The organism is Flavobacterium panici, from assembly GCF_903819335.1.
GTDB classification, from domain to species: domain Bacteria; phylum Bacteroidota; class Bacteroidia; order Flavobacteriales; family Flavobacteriaceae; genus Flavobacterium; species Flavobacterium panici.
The window spans coordinates 91,431-109,036 of record NZ_CAIJDE010000050.1 but is presented as its reverse complement, the minus strand read 5'-3'; the positions used below and the strand labels follow the sequence as shown (position 1 = coordinate 109,036).

The following is a 17,606-nucleotide window of genomic DNA, read 5'->3' as shown; positions in this document are numbered from 1 at the left end:
CTTAGGGAAAATTTAAAACTCTTTTATAATCCCTTTAATCCTTTTAATCTGTGGCAAAAACTTATTTTTTTAATGAAAAATTGTACTGAATTCCAAATACAAAAGTTCTTGGAGCTGCCGCTGTATATGTTGGCTGTGCGTTTGTGGTATTGGCTCTCGAAACATTGTAAGCGTATAATTTATCAGTTAAGTTCATTACATTTCCATATATTTCAATTCCTTTCCACTGATAACCAACTCTTGCATTGAAAATGTTGTAACCGTCGTATTTTACCGTATTGATTTGATCTTGGTAATAACTTCCCACAAGCTGCCATTCAAGAGAAGTTCTTAAATTAGGAAGCCAGTCTGGATAATAACTTACCTCAGAATTTCCAGACCATTTTGGTGCTGCCGGCATTTCTTTTCCGTTTAAATCCTGAACAGGATCGCTTGGTTTGTCCGAAAGTTTAAAATCGATATATGTATGCTGCGCGTAAGTTCCGCCTAAGCGAATATTCAATTGCTGCGAAGGGCGATAGGAAGCTCCAAATTCCACTCCTTTATGACGGGTTTCTCCTGCCGAACGATAATCTGTTGAGTTATCTGGAAGTTTAATGTTTAACAGCTCGTTTTTACCTTCCATATAATAAAAGGCATAATCAAAATTTAATTTGTTTTCAAGCAAAGAAAACCATCCTCCAAATTCAACATTATCAAAAGTGGCAGGTTCTAGGTTATAATAAAAATCAGCCGGAACACCTGTTGTGCCTCCAGTTCCGGGTTTGGTTCTAAAAATAGAGGTAATTCCCGGAGGAGCAAAACCTTGAGAATAATTAGCGTAAATGCCAGCAAACTCAAAAGGATTGAAATTTATACCCGTTTTATAAGTTGTTTTATCATACACTTTGCTTCCGGTAGATTTGTCTAAAGCATTATTATAATTTACTTTCATGTTATCATATCGAGCGCCAGTTGTAATAACTAATTTTTCGATAGGGCTAAAACTAAATTGAGCATATTGAGCATAATTATAAATATCTGCAGTATAATCAGCTAATTTTGAATCTGGATGTTCTGCAATAATTTCATAAGAATCAACGGTTTGTTTACCCGCTTCTCCCGGATTTAGGTTCGCTTTTAAGTCAATTACATAGGACCAATAGGTTACGGGAGAATAATCGTATAAAGCTCCGGCAACAAGTTTCATATTAAGTAAATTAAATTTTTGAACGTGTTGGGCAATTGCTCCGTAGCTTTTAAAGTTATTTGAATTTACTTCACCTTTAGCAGTTGTAGGATTTACAGTTGGGCTCCATTTAATTCCGTAAGAAGGATTTTGTCCTAATTTATTGTCGCGTAAATAAGCTGTAATATAACTGTTTGAATTACTGTTCCAGTCGTGTTCCAGCGTTAAGCGGGTTCTTAAAGCATCAGATTTTCTATAAGTAAAATTAGAAGTGCTTTTGTAAGTTCTGTTATAAAAAGCTTCTTCATTGACCGAACCACTCATATCCGAATAATATTTTCCATACATCGTATTGCTTATTAATCGGGTAGAAGGAGAGATGTTATAATCAATTCTCGCATTCAGATTGTCTTTGTTGTAATCAGAATAAGTCATCCATCCGTTTTCCTGTAAACTTGAAATTCCGGCAATATGAAAACCAACTTTTCCTACGGTTGCACCGCCGGCAGCCTGAAATCTTCTGTAACCATAATTATCTGCCTGAACTCCAAATTTAAATTCTGGATCAACAGGTGGTTTTATCGAAATTAAATTGATTGTTCCGCCCACAGCTTCAGGGCCGTATAAAGAAGAAACCGGACCTTTAACTACTTCAATACTTTGTAAATTATATTGATTGATTTCTAATAAAGCATTGTGATTAAAAATTCCCATTGGACGAATTGGCAAACCATCTTCTAAATACAGATAATAAGCATTTGTTGTCATTGGTTGACGAATAGACATCATGTGCTGTTCGTTTCCTAAATTAACCATTAAAACTCCCGGTGTTTTGTTTATAATTTCATAAACGGCAGTTGCTTTTGCTTCGTTAATGGTTTTGGCTGTTATTTTGCTAATGGCAACAGGAGTTTCTTTGCGTTTAGTAGCAGTTCTGTTGGCAGTTATAAAAACGTTTTCAAGCTCTTGTGATTTTGTTGTGTCTTTTTCTACCTTATTCTGCGCAAAGACAAATTGTCCTATAAAGAATAGGATAATGTATATTTTTTTCATTTTAAATTTATATAAATTTTAAAGTAACGTGTGCTTTTCCTGACTTAACGACAAGAAAAAATCTTTTCAAAAATGATTGAAAAGCGGTTGTCAGAAATTTATATAAAATAGGATGGAGGTCGAAACGTAGTGTTTGAAACCGAGATTGGTTTTGTATCAAAAGAAGCAAAGATTTTTGCTCTTGATTCGATAGGTGTAACTAATTTGAAATTAGTTGTGGTAGTATTTTGAATGTAAACAACTTCTGCTTTTTCTTTCAGGTTGTTTTGCATTCTTTTTTCGTTATCAGCGTATTTTTTTAAACTTTTTTGAAGTTCACATCGACCGTTACAGGAATTAAAAACCATTTTTCGCTGTACGCAAATCGTTTTTGAAATTTCTTCCTGATTAAGTTTGAAAGAAGTGTAAACAAAGAAACTGCCAAAAGAGGGCAGTAAAAGTGTACATGAAAGCAATATGATCAAAAATCGTTTCAAAACGCTGTTTCTATGTTTCGAATGCAAAAATACATTTAATTCGCATTTATTACCAAGAGTTTGTGGAAAAAATTTTTTTGAAAAAGTTTTCAGTCTCAGTCGCAGTTTTCAGTCACAGTCTGTAAACTGAATACTGAAAACTGCGACTGAATACTATAAACTAAAAACCCGACAGGTTTTAAAACTTGTCGGGTTTGATATGTAATTCGTCTAGTCTGTAAACTGAAAACTGCGACTGAATACTGAAAACTTATTCTTTAACAATAACCCAAGCTCCAGAAGCTAAAAGAGTTTCTGCTTTTTTGAATTTCATTGTTTCTGTTTTACCAGTTGCGACTTCTTGGATCGTTACATTGTCGTTACGATTGATTTTCGGCATATCTCTAACGATAGTTTCTGTAACCTGACGCTGTTGTGTTTCTCCAGCTTCGCGGTTGATACTTTCACTGTTAGGAATTTCGTCTTTACTTAATTGTAAATTTTCTTTTTGACGAACTTCTCTTGCTTCGTGAATTTCAGAAGTAACGTTTTGAGCTGGTAAATCACCTTTAAACAAGAATGAAATAACTTCTTTATTAACGTTGTCTAACATTCCTCTAAACAAGTTGAAAGCTTCTAATTTGTAAATAAGCAATGGATCTTTTTGTTCGTGAACGGCTAATTGAACAGATTGTTTCAATTCGTCCATTTTACGCAAGTGTTTTTTCCAGGCCTCATCAACAATCGAAAGTGTGATGTTTTTCTCGAAATCAGCAATTAATTGCGCTCCTTCGCTTTCGTAAGCTTTTTTCAAGTCTGTAACAACATTCAAAGTTTTGATTCCGTCTGTAAAAGGAACTACAATTCTTTCGAAATGATTGTTTGGCTCTTCATAAACTCCTCTAATAATAGGGAAAGCTTCTCTTGCGCTTCTTTCTGTTTTTTCAGTGTAAAAAGCCAAAGCTTCTTTATAAACTTTTCCAGTGATTTCAATGTCTGATAATTTTTGGAAATCAGCTTCTGAAATTGGAGAAGTAATTCCGAAATAACGAATTAAGTCAAAATCAAAACTTTTGAAATCGTTTGCCACTTTGTTGTTGCTTACGATTAATTCGCAAGTATCATAAAGCATATTCGCTATATCCAGTTTTAAACGCTCGCCAAATAGTGCGTGACGACGACGTTTGTAAACTACTTCACGCTGAGAGTTCATAACGTCATCATATTCTAATAAACGTTTACGAACACCAAAGTTATTTTCTTCTACTTTTTTCTGAGCACGTTCGATAGATTTAGTCATCATAGAATGCTGAATAACTTCACCTTCTTTCAATCCCATTCTGTCCATCACTTTAGCTACTCTTTCAGAACCAAATAAACGCATTAGGTTATCTTCAAGAGAAACATAAAATTGAGAACTTCCCGGATCTCCCTGACGACCAGAACGACCACGTAACTGTCTGTCAACACGTCGTGAATCATGACGCTCAGTACCTACGATTGCTAAACCTCCTGCAGCTTTTACTTCTGGAGATAATTTAATATCGGTACCACGACCAGCCATGTTAGTTGCAATAGTTACAACTCCGGCTTTACCAGCTTCTTCAACGATTTGTGCCTCTTGCTTGTGCATTTTAGCATTCAATACGTTATGCGTGATTCCTCTCATTTTAAGCATACGGCTTAATAATTCTGAAATCTCTACAGAAGTTGTTCCAATCAATACTGGTCTTCCAGCGTTTGATAATTCAGTAACGTCTTCAATTACAGCGTTGAATTTTTCACGTGTAGTTTTATAGATATAATCTTCTTTATCTTGTCTTAAAATTGGTCGGTTGGTTGGAATTTCAACAACGTCCAGTTTGTAAATCTGCCATAACTCGCCAGCTTCTGTAACCGCTGTACCCGTCATACCGCCTAATTTGCTGTACATTCTGAAATAATTCTGTAATGTAACGGTTGCAAAAGTTTGGGTTGCAGCTTCAATTTTTACATTTTCTTTAGCTTCGATCGCCTGGTGTAAACCGTCAGAGTAACGACGACCATCCATAATACGACCTGTTTGCTCATCGACAATCATAATTTTGTTGTCCATGATAACGTATTCTACATCTTTTTCAAAAAGAGCGTACGCTTTTAAAAGCTGAGTTAAAGTGTGAATACGCTCGCTTTTTACTCCAAAATCCTGGAACAATCTTTCTTTAGCTTCTGCTTCAGCATCTTTATCCAGTTTTTGTTTTTCGATAGCAGCGATTTCAGTTCCAATATCTGGAAGTACGAAAAAGTCAGCATCAGTATCTCCAGAAAGGTATTGAATACCGTTATCTGTTAATTCAACCTGATTGTTTTTTTCTTCAATCACAAAGTATAAAGCTTCATCCACTTTATGCATTTCGCGATTGTTATCCTGCATGTATTGATTTTCAGTTTTTTGAAGCAATTGTTTAATTCCTTCTTCACTTAAAAATTTAATTAATGCTTTATTTTTAGGTAAACTTCTGTAAGCTCTTAACAATAAGAAACCACCTTCTTTAGTATTTCCTTCTTTGATTAATTTTTTAGCCTCAGCTAAGAAACCATTCGCCAACTGACGCTGTTGTGCAACTAAGTTCTCGATTTTTGGTTTCAATTCGTTAAATTCATGACGATCTCCCTGCGGAACTGGTCCTGAAATAATAAGCGGTGTTCTAGCATCATCAATTAATACAGAATCGACCTCGTCGACAATAGCATAATTGTGTTTTCTCTGCACTAAATCACTAGGCGAGTGTGCCATGTTATCTCTTAAGTAGTCAAAACCAAATTCGTTGTTGGTTCCGTAAGTGATATCAGCATCATAAGCCTTTTTTCTAGCTTCTGTACTTGGCTGGTGGTTGTCGATACAGTCAACAGATAAGCCGTGGAATTCGAATAAAGGAGCTTTCCATGTACTGTCACGTTTTGCCAAGTAGTCATTCACCGTTACTAAGTGAACTCCGTTTCCTGTCAAAGCGTTTAAGTAAAGAGGAAGTGTAGCAACTAAAGTTTTACCTTCACCCGTTTGCATTTCGGCAACTTTACCTTCGTGCAAAACCATTCCACCAATCAACTGAACATCATAGTGAATCATGTCCCAAGTGATGTCTTTTCCGGCAGCATTCCATTTATTAGCCCAGATAGATTTTTCACCGTCAATAGTAATATATGGTTTTGTTGCAGAGAATTCGCGGTCTTTTGCAGTTGCAGTAACCTCGATATGAGAGTTTTCTTTAAAACGACGAGCTGTTTCTTTTACTACAGAAAATGCTTCCGGAAGAATTTCCAATAAAGTTTTTTCAGAGATTTCATAAGCTTCTTTTTCAAGAGCGTCTATTGCATCATAAATATCTTCTCTTTTGTCGATATCCTCAATATTTTCAACTTCAGCTTTTAGAGAAGCGATTTTAGCATCTTTATCTGCCCTTGCTTCTTTAATTTTTTCTTTAAAATAAGCGGTTCTCGCTCTTAGTTCGTCATGAGATAAACTCATTAAACTAGTTTCGAAAGTCTTAATTTTGTTTAAATAAGGTTGTAAAGCTTTGACATCTTTTTGAGATTTATCACCTACAAAGACCTTAATGATGCTATTTATGAAACTCATAATTTATTTGTATTTCTTTATTATATAATATGTATTTGAACCAAAAAAAAAGCCTCTGTGATGAGACTTTTTCCTTTGGTTTATTTTTTAATATTCATCCTCATTCCAAAGATAATCTTCGTCTGTTGGATAATCAGGCCAAATTTCTTCCATTGATTCATATATCTCGCCTTCGTCTTCTATTGACTGAAGGTTTTCTACTACTTCTAATGGAGCACCAGCTCTAATAGCGTAGTCTATAAGTTCGTCTTTGTTAGCAGGCCATGGCGCATCACTTAAATAAGATGCTAATTCTAATGTCCAATACATCTGTTATCTGTTTAGTTTGTGCAAAAATAAATTTTTTACTGAAAAAGACAAGTAAAATTTGATTTATTTTAATAAAATTTAAGAACGTCTCTTGTTAAATTCCAATTTTTAAATTCCAAATTCCAAAAAAAGCACTTGAAATCTCAATATTTAAATTCAAAATTCCAATTTTTAGAACTTTATTTCGCTTTAAAAATTCGAAAGAATTTAATTTTTTCTTTGGAATTTGGGATTTCAAAAATTTGGAATTTGCAGAAAATTTATTTTCTGGGTATCCATTTCACTTCCTCCGCTTTTAAGTCAAACGACAACTTCCGTGCCAAGACAAAAAGGTAGTCAGAAAGTCGGTTTAAGTACATAATTGCGATTTCAGGAACGTGTTCATTATGACTTAAATGTACTGCCAAACGCTCTGCGCGGCGGCATATACAGCGGGCAATATGACAATGTGACACGGTTGGATGACCGCCCGGTAAAACAAAATTAGTCATTTGCGGAAGACTTTCTTCCATTTTATCTATTTCGTTTTCGAGTAATTCGATATCTGAATCAATTATTCCGAGATTTTTTAAGCGAAGTTCTCCGTTTTTTAAAACTTCTTTTTCCTGTGGAGTTGCCAAAATGGCGCCTACAGTAAAAAGACGATCCTGAATTTCTATTAAAAGAGTCTTATAATGTGAATCAATTTCCTGATCGCGAATTAAGCCTATATAGGAGTTTAATTCATCAACAGTTCCATAACTGTCAATTCTGATATGATCTTTAGGAACACGAGTGCCTCCAAAAAGAGCCGTTGTTCCTTTGTCGCCTGTTTTGGTATATACTTTCATGGTTATTTTAGATTGTAGATTTCTGATTTTAGATTGAAATGCTAGAGTCTTAAATTTTAGATTTAGAAAATAATCTAAAATCTAAAATCAGAAATCTAAAATTATTTAGTGGTGTCGCTTTCTATTAAACCATCACGTAAACGAATTACGCGGTGTGCGTAAGCAGCAATATCTTCTTCGTGAGTTACTAGAATTACAGTATTTCCTTGTGCATGAATATCTCCAAAAAGTTTCATGATTTCTACAGAAGTTTTACTGTCTAAGTTTCCTGTTGGTTCATCGGCTAAAATAATTGAAGGTTTATTGACTAAAGCGCGGGCAATGGCAACACGCTGGCGTTGTCCTCCAGAAAGCTGATTTGGCTGGTGATCCATTCTGTCTGCTAGATTTACTTGTGCTAAAACCTCAGTAGCTCTTGCATTCCTGTCAGATTTTGAAAATCCGGCATAAATCATTGGTAAAGCCACATTGTCTAAAGCCGTGGTTCTTGGTAAAAGATTGAAAGTTTGAAAAACAAATCCGATTTCTGTATTACGAATTCCGGCTAGTTCGTCATCACGCATTTGGCTCACATCTTTTCCATTTAAAACATAACGTCCGGAAGTTGGCGTGTCCAAACAACCTAATAAATTCATTAAAGTTGATTTTCCAGATCCCGAAGGTCCCATTAGGGCAACATATTCGCCTTTGTTGATTTCTAAATTAATTCCTTTTAAAACATACACGATTTCATTACCAAGTACAAAATTTCGTCTTATGTCAGTTATTTTAATTAATGGATTTGCCATTTCGTTTTACAATTTTGGATTTAAAAGTACAAAACACTTTTCATAAAAATGATAAGTAGGTTAGAATTGAATTTTGTTACAAAAGCTTTTTAATAGATATGTATTAAAATAAATATGGTTTTTAAAGCAGAAATAGTTATATCATTTTCGATTGATTTTGCATAATTGTCATTATTTTGTGAATTTTATAGTATTAAAATGTTTTTAAATTTTCAAACATGACAATAATGTAATTTGTTTAGTTAGCTATTTGGTAAATTTGATTATAATTAATTAAAACAATCAGTATTATGAAAAATATTCAAATGGTATTAGGAATCGCATTAATTGCATTAAGCTTTACATCGTGTAAAGATGAAAAACAAGAACAAGCTCAGAAAAAAGTTGACGCTTATGTAGCATACGTCGATTCAGTTAAAAATGTTTCAGCAGAAAATTTAAAAGCAGACTGGAAAGCAGTTGATGCTGAATATGACAGAAGATCTCAGGAAGCTCAGGCAGCACTGGCAGACTTAAAAGATAATTCGGCTGCTACTGAAAAAATAAATGCCAGCAAAGTTAAATACGAAGAGTTTAAAAATGAGATGTCCACCGTTTTTGCCCCTCCAGCTCCGGCTCCAAGTCCAAAACAACAATTAAGAGATGCTTTGTTTGGTGCAGGAAAAATTGGTGATGATATGAATTTTAGCTGGGTAAATGCCCAAAATATTCACAGCGTTTACCAACAATTCGTTCACACTGTTGAAGATAATAAAGATAAATATTCAAGAGAAGACTGGGATGAAGTTAAATTGATGTATGAAGCACTTGACAGCCGTAAAAATACAGTTGAAAAAGAAGGACTTACATCTGAAGATAACAGAAAAATTGCCGGTTTAAAAATTAAATTTGCACCAATGTATACTGTTAACAGAATGGGTGCAAAATCTGAAGAAAATAAAGACGCTAAAAAATAATTGTAGATATTTTGAATTAGTAAAAATGGCAGTCAGAAATGATTGCCATTTTTTTTATGTTTTTAATGTAAACTATTTTAATGTAAACTAATACTTGCCATTTTTTATACAGTTTCATTCCATTAGGAATGTTTCGTAGGTAGAAAGAATAGAGGTTAGACACGATTACGTTCCGTAGGAACGTTTGATATGCCAGATTTTAAATAGCGATGTTAAAATGAAACGTTCCTATGGAACGTAAACGATGGTGAAAATATAATTTTCTACCCACGAAATGTTCCTACGGAACAAGTATATGTAAAATAAAATGATGTTACTCTGACTTTTGAGATGCCTTTTTTTATTTTTAATGGGAGATAATATATCTGAATTTTGAAGATCCTAATTCTCGAATTTCCTTAAATCCTCTAAAAACACGTTCCAAATACTATCTTTAAATCTATTTTTAAAGAAGCCAAAATGCCCAATGTCTTTTACTCCAAAGTCTTCGGCTTTTAAATGCGTTCTGGTAACTTCAGCGTTTTTAAATTGTGATGCAATCCAGTTTACTGCCGGAACAGTTGCATAAAAATCATTGTCGATACTATAAGAAATAATTTTGCATTTAATTTTATCATAATGCTCTTTTACATTGTCGATACAATCAAAATGATAATTTGGTTTTTTACACCATTTTGCCCATTCCAGAGCCATTTCTTTTGGTAAATCTTCCATACGCGTAAAATGGCTGGAAGGTAAATAATTGAAAATTCTGCAAAATAAAGGTATAGTAACATACCGCAAAAATTGCATTTTTAGTCTCTCAAATCCTTTCCAGTGAATCCAGCTTCCTGATTGTGAGACAGCCATAATTACGCCTTCAAATAAATTATTTGAAGGAACTAAACCAATAAGCTGACCGCCAATACTGTGTGTTATGATGAATATTTTGCTGTCTGGCTTTTTGCTTTTAACATACTGAACGACGCTTTCAAAGTCGTTTTGAGCCCAGTTTGTTGCGGTTGTAGAAAACTTCTTTAGAGATTCTGGTTTTGAATCGCCAATTCCGCCATAATCAAAGGTGAAAACAGAATAATTATTATGAGATAAAAACTTTGAAAAATTGTGATAATAATTTTGCTTAACTCCTGTAGCAGAAGCAATAATAACACAATTGGCATTTGGATTGTCTGAAATAAATTCAGTTACAGCTATTGAATATTGTAAAGATGTATCAATTTTTATTGCATTCATATAAACTTCGTATAGTAACAAATGTAATAAAAATTGTATACTGAAATTTGTTAGGCGCGAATCACGAAATTTTCTTTTTCCTGTTCGTATCTAAAAAATACAAAACCCCATTGAAAAGTATCGATCGTAACTTTTACTTTTGGGTGATTTTTTATGATTTCCCAGGCTTCTTCCATTTCCGGAGACCAATGAATGTCGTCAAAAATCCAAACAGAATCATTGTTTATGGTTTGCAGTAAAATTTCAAAATAAGTTAAAGTTGCTTTTTTAGAATGATTGCCGTCAAAGTATATTAAATCGTAACTCTTAGAATCCAGATTTTCAGAAATTAAAAAAGATTCAAATTCTGAGATTATATTTTCAACATTTTTGCAGTCAAATTTATCTAATTGATTTTGTGCCGTATTTGCCGTATTTGGACAACCTTCAATTGTAATAACTTTAGCATCAGTATTTCCAAGAGCAAGGGCAGCAGTTGCCAAACCTAGTGAAGTCCCAATTTCAAGAATGTTTTTTGGCTGAAAATAATTAGTTACACGAAATAATAATTCAGCCCGTTTTGGAGAAATTCCGGCTGTAGATGCGATTTTAGAAATCTGTCTTCTGTTTGATTTAAAAACTTTTGAACCTGCACCAAAATCAGTTACTTCAATAAAATTTTTATTTTCAAGAAGTGATTTTCTATAGTTTTTTAGAATTAAATATTCACGTTTCGGCTTCTTATCATAAAAGCATTTGGTCAATAAACTAAAAACAAAAGGCGAATGAACACCGTGTTCGTTTTTAGAATTCCAAAGAAATTTTAGATAAGATTTGATTTGAAAAAGCATGCCGAAATTTTGAAAATATCTTAATTAATTGATTTTAAAGTTATATCAAATACCAAAACAGATCCGCCCGGAATTCCGTTGTAATCTCTGCTTCCGTAACCTAAATGTGCGGGAACTAAAAGAACGCCTTTTCCTCCCGGTTTAAAAAATCGGATTCCTTCTTTCCAGCCTTGAATTACCTGACTTAAACCAAATGCTACTCCTTTTTTGTCAGCTTCATCTACATTTTTGTCGCTTTCATCAAATACATTTCCGTTTGTGAAATAACCTTTGTAAACAACCGTTACATTTGCATTAGCATCAGGGAATACTTCACCTTCACCCGGTTCATTTATAATATAGTACAAACCAGAATCTGTTCTTGTTGCAGTTAAATTATTTTTAGCCAGATAATCTTTGATTTCCTGTTCATTCTGGGCCGTGTAATCTTTAACTTCATCTTTATCTTTTGAACAAGAAACGAAAAGGGTCAATGCAAGTAACGCTGTTAAAAGTTGTTTCATTTTTTATTTTTTTAAATGCTAATTTAATAAAAGTTTTCAGTCACAGTCACAGTATTCAGTCTTTGTGTTTAACTGCAACCAAATCTATTCGGATTGTTAATCATATAATTAATTAGTTTTCCAATTTCAATGCTTTTAATATTCAATTGATCAAACGATTCCTGATTTATGTATTTGCATTTAAGAGAAAAATTCCAGCCAAGTACTAGTTTCTGAGTTTTCAGCGTCACTATCCGTTAATTTACTTATAAAATGATTTACGTATCTTCTTTTTCTATATGATTCTGCAATGTTTGCGGTCACACTTCTTGATGAACGACGTATTTGATCAGTTAAGGAATAAGTTTCTTCTTTTGGAAAAGTTTTTGAAATCTCAAAAATTTCCATCGCAAGCTCAAATGATTTTTTATAAGCCAGTAATTCTTTAAAATCCATTTTTTATTTTTCTACAAGAATAATAAAAAAAAGAAGGAAAAAGTTTACTTTTAAGCAAAAAAAAACTGAAAACTGAGACTGCGACTGAAAACTAATCTATCCTTCGATCTTCGCTGAAAGTTCGAACCAGCGTTCTTCTTTCGCTTCTATTTTATTGATTATGCTTTGAAGCTCATTTGCTTTCTTTTCGATATCAGCATCGGCAACTTTTCCGTCAGCAAATAATGTTTCGATTTTAGTTTTTTCGATTTCTAAATCTTTGATTTCTCTTTCGATTTTTTGATATTCTTTTTGCTCATTAAAGCTTAAATTTCCGGTTGGATTATTTTGTTTCCAGTCTTTCTTTTCCGCTTTGTTTTCTTCTTTTTGAGCCACATCGGCACTGTCTTCATAAGCACGGAAATCAGAATAGTTTCCTGGGAAATTTTCGATTTCGCCTTGTCCTCTAAAGATAAATAAATGATCGACAATTTTATCCATAAAATAACGGTCGTGCGAAACAACCAATAAACATCCCGGATAATCTAAAAGAAAACTTTCAAGAACGTTTAATGTTACAATATCCAAATCGTTTGTTGGCTCATCGAGAATCAAAAAGTTCGGGTTTTGAATTAAAACTGTACATAAATACAAACGTTTTAATTCTCCTCCGCTTAATTTTTCAACATAATCGTATTGTTTTTTCGCATCAAAAAGAAAACGCTCTAACAATTGCGAAGCCGAAATAATTTTTCCTTTTGCAAGCGGAATATATTCACCATATTCCTTAATAATATCAATAACACGCTGACCCGGTTTTGGGTTAATTCCAGATTGTGTATAATAACCAATTTTAATAGTATCTCCTTTTACAACGCGGCCGCTGTCTGGCGGAATTGTCCCTGTAAGAAGATTCAAGAAAGTAGATTTTCCGGTTCCGTTTTTACCAATAATCCCGATTCTTTCACCACGCTGAAAATCAAAACTAAAGTTATCCAGAATCACACGGTCTTTGAATTTTTTAGAAAGTTTATGAAGCTCAATAATTTTGCTTCCCATTCTTTCCATATTAATTTCAAGTTCCACTTTATTTTCTTTTCGTCGGCTTTGTGCTTTTTCTTTAATTACATAAAAGTCATCCTGACGGGATTTAGATTTGGTTGTTCTCGCTTTTGGCTGGCGGCGCATCCATTCTAATTCCTTTACAAATAAGTTTTTAGCTTTGTCAATACTCGAATTTTCAGATGTTACTCTTTCTTCTTTTTTCTCTAAATAATAAGAGTAATTTCCTTTGTATTGGTATAATTTTCCGTTGTCTAATTCGATAATTTCGTTACACACACGCTCTAAAAAGAAACGGTCGTGCGTTACCATAAACAAGGTAATGTTTTCTTTGGCAAAATAACTTTCTAGCCATTCGATCATTTCAAGATCTAAATGGTTGGTTGGCTCATCAAGAATCAATAAATCAGGACGATTGATCAATATGATAGCCAATGAAAGACGCTTTTTTTGACCTCCCGAAAGATTTTTTACTTTAAGTTTAAAATCTTCCAGTTTTAATTTGAATAAAATCTGCTTGTACTGCGTTTCAAAATCCCACGCATTATGCTGGTCCATTCCGTCAAAAGCCTTTTGATACGCTTCTTCGTCATTTGGGTTTTCAAGTGCTTTCTCGTAAGCCTCGATTATTTTAAGCGTTTCATTATCAGATGCAAAAATGCTTTCTTCAATCGTAAGTTCATCCTGCAGATTATTGTCTTGTGAAAGAAACGCCATTCTGATTCCTTTTCTCAAAACAACTTGTCCCGTATCTGGTTCGTCTAAGCCATTAATAATGCTCATAATGGTGGTTTTTCCAGAACCATTTTTAGCAATAAAAGCGATTTTTTGGTCTTTGTTGATTCCAAATGAAATGTTGTCAAAAAGGACTCTTTCGCCAAATGACTTCGATATATTTTCTACAGATAAGTAATTCACTTTGTAAATTGTAAGTTATAAATTATGAGTTATGAGTGTTTTGGAAAACATAACTTTTTGCAAAAGTAAACTTTTATCTTACGATTTGCGAATTGTTAATCTTATTTAAGTTTTAGAATAGGAAAATTAGAAGAACCAGTCTCAAAAGTTGAGACAGCCTCTTTGTTATTTTACCTATTTGTTCCGTAGTAGAAAACATTTCATTGGTAGAAAATTATGTTGTTATAATGGATTACGTTCCGTAGGAACGTTTGATTTTATATTGCTTTTAATAATCTGATCTATCAAACGTTCCTACGGAACGCAAATGCGGCTGATTTTTTTTTCTACTTACGAAACATTCCTATGGAATGATAAATCGGATATCAAAAAGCGATCAATTAAGTCACTAAAAAAACAAACAAAATAGTTATGGTATAACGGGTGCCTCGACTTTTGAGACAGCCTCTTATCTTTTAGAAAAAAAAACAAATTGTAACATTTTAGAACTATCTCCGACATATTTAAAAGCTTAATTCCTTAAATATGAGTGAGAAAGAAATAAACACCGATGGTTTTGAAGATTTTAAAATAAACACAAAAATCAAACTTGCAGCATTGTGGACTTCCGTAATGTTTTGTTATATCTATGGAGATTATTTTTCGCTGTATGTTCCAAAAAAAGTCGAAGATTTTATAAGCGGAGACACATTGCTGGATTCTCCCGTAAAATTATTTCTGGCAACACTTTTAATGGCGATTCCGGCCTTAATGATTTTTGCATCGGTAGTTTTAAAACCAAAAATAAACCGCTGGCTGAATCTCATTTTCGGAATTATTTATACTGCCATAATGCTGTTAATAGCATTTACAACAACTGGAGCCTGGTGGAGTTTTTACATTTTTCTCGCCATAATAGAAAGTATTTTGACTTCAATTATATTTTGGACTGCACTTAAATGGCCAAAACAAGTTTAAATTTTAAAGATAAAAGTATGAATCAAGAATCAAAACTATCGTTTAGAAATACAGGCAGAATCGCAGGTTTACTATATTTAGTAGTCGTAGTAACCGGGATTTTTAGTTTAGGATATGTTCCCTCAAAATTAATTGTCTGGAGTGATGCTGCAGCAACTTTTACTAATATTGCTAATTCAGAATTTCTTTTCAGACTTGGCATTGTAAGCGGATTAATCTGTTATACTTTCTTTTTGTTTCTGCCTTTGGTTTTGTACAGATTATTAAAACCCGTTCATAAAACGTACGCCATATATATGGTTATTTTAGCGATTGTAAGCGTGCCAATTTCTTTTATAAACATGCAGAATAAATTTGCAGTACTTTCTATAATTAATTCAGGCGGAGAGGAAAAAGATCTGGTAATGTTTTTATCTCAATCAATATGATTACGGAAATTTAATCGTTCAGGTATTTTGGGGACTTTGGCTGTTTCCGTTGGGATATTTAATTTTTAAATCAGCAATAATTCCCAAATTTTTAGGAATATTATTAATGCTTGGCTGTGTGAGTTATTTAATAAATTTCTTGGGAAATGCATTGTTTTCAAATTATGCTGACCTCGGAATATCCTCTTTTGTAAGACTTCCGGCAACTCTTGGCGAAATCGGAACGTGTTTATGGCTTTTAATAATGGGAGCGAAAAACAACGCTATTTCTGTTGAGTAAAATATGGATTTAAAACAGAACCTAAATCTAAATAATGTATTTGCTGCGGATTATTTAAAATGGGTTTTCGAACCAAAGATTCATTGGTAATAAAATAATGAAGACCATCTTTTGTCGCAATTCCTTCTATTTGATGAAATGGAAGTTTGAGATCGATTTTTCGTTTATTTCCCGATAAAAAATCATTGTTTTTAAAATCGTATAAAAGATAAAGAAATGTTTTTCCGGTTTTAGAATAACCGCAGAGAACCACGATTTTCTTTTCTTCAAAATACGTCGCGCCTGTAACTAAACCTTTAGTATCTAATGTACTTTTAAATTGTGCAATATAATTTCCGGGTTGATTGGGTAAAACATAAATACTGGTTTTAGACGATTTCCATTGTTTGGTAAACAAATAAATACTGTCTTTAGAAACTACAAAAGCTTCACAGTCAAAATCGGTCGAATTTGGTTTTTGTGCTGAAATATCAGTTTGGTCAGCATATTGAAATAAGATTTTTTCGATAATGGGATTTCCTTCTAAAAACGATTTTTTTTCAATTTTCAGGATATTTAAATCCGTTCGATTTCCGTTATAATTATTTCCAAAATCTCCAATATATAAATACGAACTGTCTTGCGAAATCTCTTCCCAATCATGATTTACAACCTGATCCAGAATGATTTTCTTTTTGATTTTTCCCAAAGAATCTAATCCGTAGATTGTTTTATCGTGATCATCATTATGAGTCCACAATAAACCATCAAAAGCAATTAAACCCGAAGTTTCTTTAATAGAGTCATTTAGTTTAATGGAATATTCAGGTCTTAGTTTTAAACTTTCATAAGTACAGCTTCCGTCATTTTGCACGGCATTTGGATTGTAATTTTTTGAAAGCACATCTGTACAGCCTGAAGTTTGGGCTTTAACTGAAAAAACAGACAGAATAAAAAATAGTAAAATCCGTAGCATTTTTTTATGCTTTAAGTTGGAAAAAAATTAGAATCTAAAAAACTGATTATTGGCAATAACTTCCTTTAAGTTTTCAACTGAATCAATTTTTATTTTTTGATGTAAAGATTCGATATGATTGCCGTGATGTACATCGGTTCCTGAAAAATCATACATTCCTTTCTTTAATAAAAACGCAGCAGTTTTTGTGATTTCGCTGCCATAATAACCCATAACAGCCAATAAATTCAGCTGAAATAAACAACCCGCTTTCTTTAGTTTTTCATACTCTTCAAAGTTATTATGAAAATATAAATACCGTTCCGGATGCGCTAAAACCGGAATATATCCTGCAAGCTGTATCTCAAAAATGATTTTATATAAGTTTAAAGGCGCACTTAAATACGATATTTCAACCAATACATAATTATCCTTTAAGGTTAAAAGCTTTTCTGTTTTTACATGATTTTCAAACCAGTCATCCATAAAATACTCAGATGCGGCCTTAAACGGAATATTGATGTTTTGTTCTTTCAATAAAACTTCAGTTTCCTTTTGTCGGTCTAAAATATCCTGTTCAGCATTATCCCAGACAAAATGATTAATGTGCGGCGTAGTTACAAACTGAGAAATTCCCAATTCCTGAAATGCCTTTACAAGTTTTATTGTTTTTTTGATAGATGATGCGCCATCATCAATTCCCGGAAGCAAATGGGAGTGAATATCGACATAATCGCCCGCCAGAAGGTCTTTTAAAAAAGGTTTTGATTTAAAGAATGATAGCATAACTGCAAAAGTAAAGAATTGATGTTGTTTTTATTTCTCTTTAAAGAAATATTGCAAAAGAAAATTTATGTAACAATGTAACC

Annotated in this window: 16 protein-coding genes and 1 pseudogene; 4 read left to right on the top strand and 13 right to left on the bottom strand. The window is 33.1% G+C overall.

The genetic code is table 11. The features are described from left to right. Positions 1–61: 61 nt before the first annotated feature. The 6 genes from FLAPXU55_RS16915 to FLAPXU55_RS16890 all read right to left on the bottom strand — a co-directional run bounded on the left by FLAPXU55_RS16915 (position 62) and on the right by FLAPXU55_RS16890 (position 8,222). A complete protein-coding gene (locus FLAPXU55_RS16915; protein WP_180859634.1) occupies positions 62–2,221 on the bottom strand; it encodes a TonB-dependent receptor in 2,160 nt (719 codons plus the stop codon). A 98-nt stretch (positions 2,222–2,319) separates the two neighbouring features. Continuing rightward, a complete protein-coding gene (locus FLAPXU55_RS16910; protein WP_180859632.1) occupies positions 2,320–2,697 on the bottom strand; it encodes a hypothetical protein in 378 nt (125 codons plus the stop codon). 250 nt (positions 2,698–2,947) lie between these two features. Then, positions 2,948–6,295 carry a preprotein translocase subunit SecA gene (secA, locus tag FLAPXU55_RS16905; protein ID WP_180859630.1) on the bottom strand — a complete coding sequence of 1,116 codons (3,348 nt, stop codon included), beginning with the start codon at positions 6,293–6,295 and terminating at the stop codon, positions 2,948–2,950. 87 nt (positions 6,296–6,382) lie between these two features. Next, entirely contained in the window at positions 6,383–6,604 is a 222-nt protein-coding gene (locus tag FLAPXU55_RS16900; RefSeq protein ID WP_007138072.1) for a DUF2795 domain-containing protein, read from the bottom strand. 260 nt (positions 6,605–6,864) lie between these two features. Next, entirely contained in the window at positions 6,865–7,434 is a 570-nt protein-coding gene (locus tag FLAPXU55_RS16895) for a cob(I)yrinic acid a,c-diamide adenosyltransferase (protein WP_180859628.1), read from the bottom strand. 101 nt (positions 7,435–7,535) lie between these two features. Next, positions 7,536–8,222, bottom strand: a complete 687-nt coding sequence (locus FLAPXU55_RS16890) for an ABC transporter ATP-binding protein (RefSeq protein WP_180859626.1) — start codon at positions 8,220–8,222, stop codon at positions 7,536–7,538. A 290-nt stretch (positions 8,223–8,512) separates the two neighbouring features. On the opposite strand from FLAPXU55_RS16890, the gene FLAPXU55_RS16885 reads away from it, so the two are divergent. Further along, the gene (locus FLAPXU55_RS16885) at positions 8,513–9,178 is read left to right on the top strand and encodes a DUF6565 domain-containing protein (protein WP_053473790.1); all 666 of its coding nucleotides are present in this window, start codon (positions 8,513–8,515) and stop codon (positions 9,176–9,178) included. A gap of 381 nt (positions 9,179–9,559) precedes the next feature. Here FLAPXU55_RS16885 and FLAPXU55_RS16880 read toward each other — a convergent pair whose 3' ends face one another. The 5 genes and pseudogenes from FLAPXU55_RS16880 to FLAPXU55_RS16860 form a co-directional block, all read right to left on the bottom strand. After that, positions 9,560–10,411, bottom strand: a complete 852-nt coding sequence (locus tag FLAPXU55_RS16880; RefSeq protein WP_180859624.1) for an alpha/beta hydrolase family protein — start codon at positions 10,409–10,411, stop codon at positions 9,560–9,562. 50 nt (positions 10,412–10,461) lie between these two features. Next, entirely contained in the window at positions 10,462–11,241 is a 780-nt protein-coding gene (locus FLAPXU55_RS16875; protein ID WP_053473792.1) for an O-methyltransferase, read from the bottom strand. A 20-nt stretch (positions 11,242–11,261) separates the two neighbouring features. Then, positions 11,262–11,744, bottom strand: a complete 483-nt coding sequence (locus FLAPXU55_RS16870; protein WP_053473793.1) for an FKBP-type peptidyl-prolyl cis-trans isomerase — start codon at positions 11,742–11,744, stop codon at positions 11,262–11,264. Positions 11,745–11,812: 68 nt separating this feature from the next. Next, positions 11,813–12,179: pseudogene (locus FLAPXU55_RS16865) on the bottom strand (four helix bundle protein). A 96-nt stretch (positions 12,180–12,275) separates the two neighbouring features. Then, complete coding sequence (locus tag FLAPXU55_RS16860; protein ID WP_180859622.1) at positions 12,276–14,138, bottom strand: ABC-F family ATP-binding cassette domain-containing protein; 1,863 nt, start codon at positions 14,136–14,138, stop codon at positions 12,276–12,278. Between the two features lie 525 nt (positions 14,139–14,663). Between FLAPXU55_RS16860 and FLAPXU55_RS16855 the strand changes: the two genes are divergently transcribed. The 3 genes from FLAPXU55_RS16855 to FLAPXU55_RS24205 are packed head-to-tail and all read left to right on the top strand — an operon-like array spanning position 14,664 to position 15,803. Next, entirely contained in the window at positions 14,664–15,095 is a 432-nt protein-coding gene (locus FLAPXU55_RS16855; protein WP_180859620.1) for a DUF6326 family protein, read from the top strand. Between the two features lie 17 nt (positions 15,096–15,112). Further along, positions 15,113–15,523 carry a DUF4386 domain-containing protein gene (locus FLAPXU55_RS24210; protein ID WP_262891000.1) on the top strand — a complete coding sequence of 137 codons (411 nt, stop codon included), beginning with the start codon at positions 15,113–15,115 and terminating at the stop codon, positions 15,521–15,523. A gap of 13 nt (positions 15,524–15,536) precedes the next feature. Beyond that, entirely contained in the window at positions 15,537–15,803 is a 267-nt protein-coding gene (locus FLAPXU55_RS24205; RefSeq protein WP_317169657.1) for a DUF4386 domain-containing protein, read from the top strand. On the opposite strand, the gene FLAPXU55_RS16845 is transcribed toward FLAPXU55_RS24205, so the two are convergent. Both FLAPXU55_RS16845 and FLAPXU55_RS16840 read right to left on the bottom strand, forming a co-directional pair. Next, positions 15,787–16,758, bottom strand: coding sequence for a T9SS C-terminal target domain-containing protein (locus FLAPXU55_RS16845; protein ID WP_180859618.1), 972 nt, complete (start codon positions 16,756–16,758; stop codon positions 15,787–15,789). The two genes, FLAPXU55_RS24205 and FLAPXU55_RS16845, sit on opposite strands and share 17 nt — an antisense overlap. 27 nt (positions 16,759–16,785) lie before the next feature. Then, on the bottom strand, positions 16,786–17,523 hold the full coding sequence (locus tag FLAPXU55_RS16840) for a tyrosine-protein phosphatase (protein WP_180859616.1): 738 nt from the start codon (positions 17,521–17,523) through the stop codon (positions 16,786–16,788). Positions 17,524–17,606: the final 83 nt, after the last annotated feature.

What these genes read in the sequence shown, in the direction of transcription:
- FLAPXU55_RS16915 (WP_180859634.1), bottom strand. Translation starts at nt 2,221, where the DNA reads ATGAAAAAAATATACATTATCCTATTCTTTATAGGACAATTTGTCTTT.
- secA (WP_180859630.1), bottom strand. Translation starts at nt 6,295, where the DNA reads ATGAGTTTCATAAATAGCATCATTAAGGTCTTTGTAGGTGATAAATCT.
- FLAPXU55_RS16900 (WP_007138072.1), bottom strand. Translation starts at nt 6,604, where the DNA reads ATGTATTGGACATTAGAATTAGCATCTTATTTAAGTGATGCGCCATGG.
- FLAPXU55_RS16895 (WP_180859628.1), bottom strand. Translation starts at nt 7,434, where the DNA reads ATGAAAGTATATACCAAAACAGGCGACAAAGGAACAACGGCTCTTTTT.
- FLAPXU55_RS16890 (WP_180859626.1), bottom strand. Translation starts at nt 8,222, where the DNA reads ATGGCAAATCCATTAATTAAAATAACTGACATAAGACGAAATTTTGTA.
- FLAPXU55_RS16885 (WP_053473790.1), top strand. Translation starts at nt 8,513, where the DNA reads ATGAAAAATATTCAAATGGTATTAGGAATCGCATTAATTGCATTAAGC.
- FLAPXU55_RS16880 (WP_180859624.1), bottom strand. Translation starts at nt 10,411, where the DNA reads ATGAATGCAATAAAAATTGATACATCTTTACAATATTCAATAGCTGTA.
- FLAPXU55_RS16875 (WP_053473792.1), bottom strand. Translation starts at nt 11,241, where the DNA reads ATGCTTTTTCAAATCAAATCTTATCTAAAATTTCTTTGGAATTCTAAA.
- FLAPXU55_RS16870 (WP_053473793.1), bottom strand. Translation starts at nt 11,744, where the DNA reads ATGAAACAACTTTTAACAGCGTTACTTGCATTGACCCTTTTCGTTTCT.
- FLAPXU55_RS16855 (WP_180859620.1), top strand. Translation starts at nt 14,664, where the DNA reads ATGAGTGAGAAAGAAATAAACACCGATGGTTTTGAAGATTTTAAAATA.
- FLAPXU55_RS24210 (WP_262891000.1), top strand. Translation starts at nt 15,113, where the DNA reads ATGAATCAAGAATCAAAACTATCGTTTAGAAATACAGGCAGAATCGCA.
- FLAPXU55_RS16845 (WP_180859618.1), bottom strand. Translation starts at nt 16,758, where the DNA reads ATGCTACGGATTTTACTATTTTTTATTCTGTCTGTTTTTTCAGTTAAA.
- FLAPXU55_RS16840 (WP_180859616.1), bottom strand. Translation starts at nt 17,523, where the DNA reads ATGCTATCATTCTTTAAATCAAAACCTTTTTTAAAAGACCTTCTGGCG.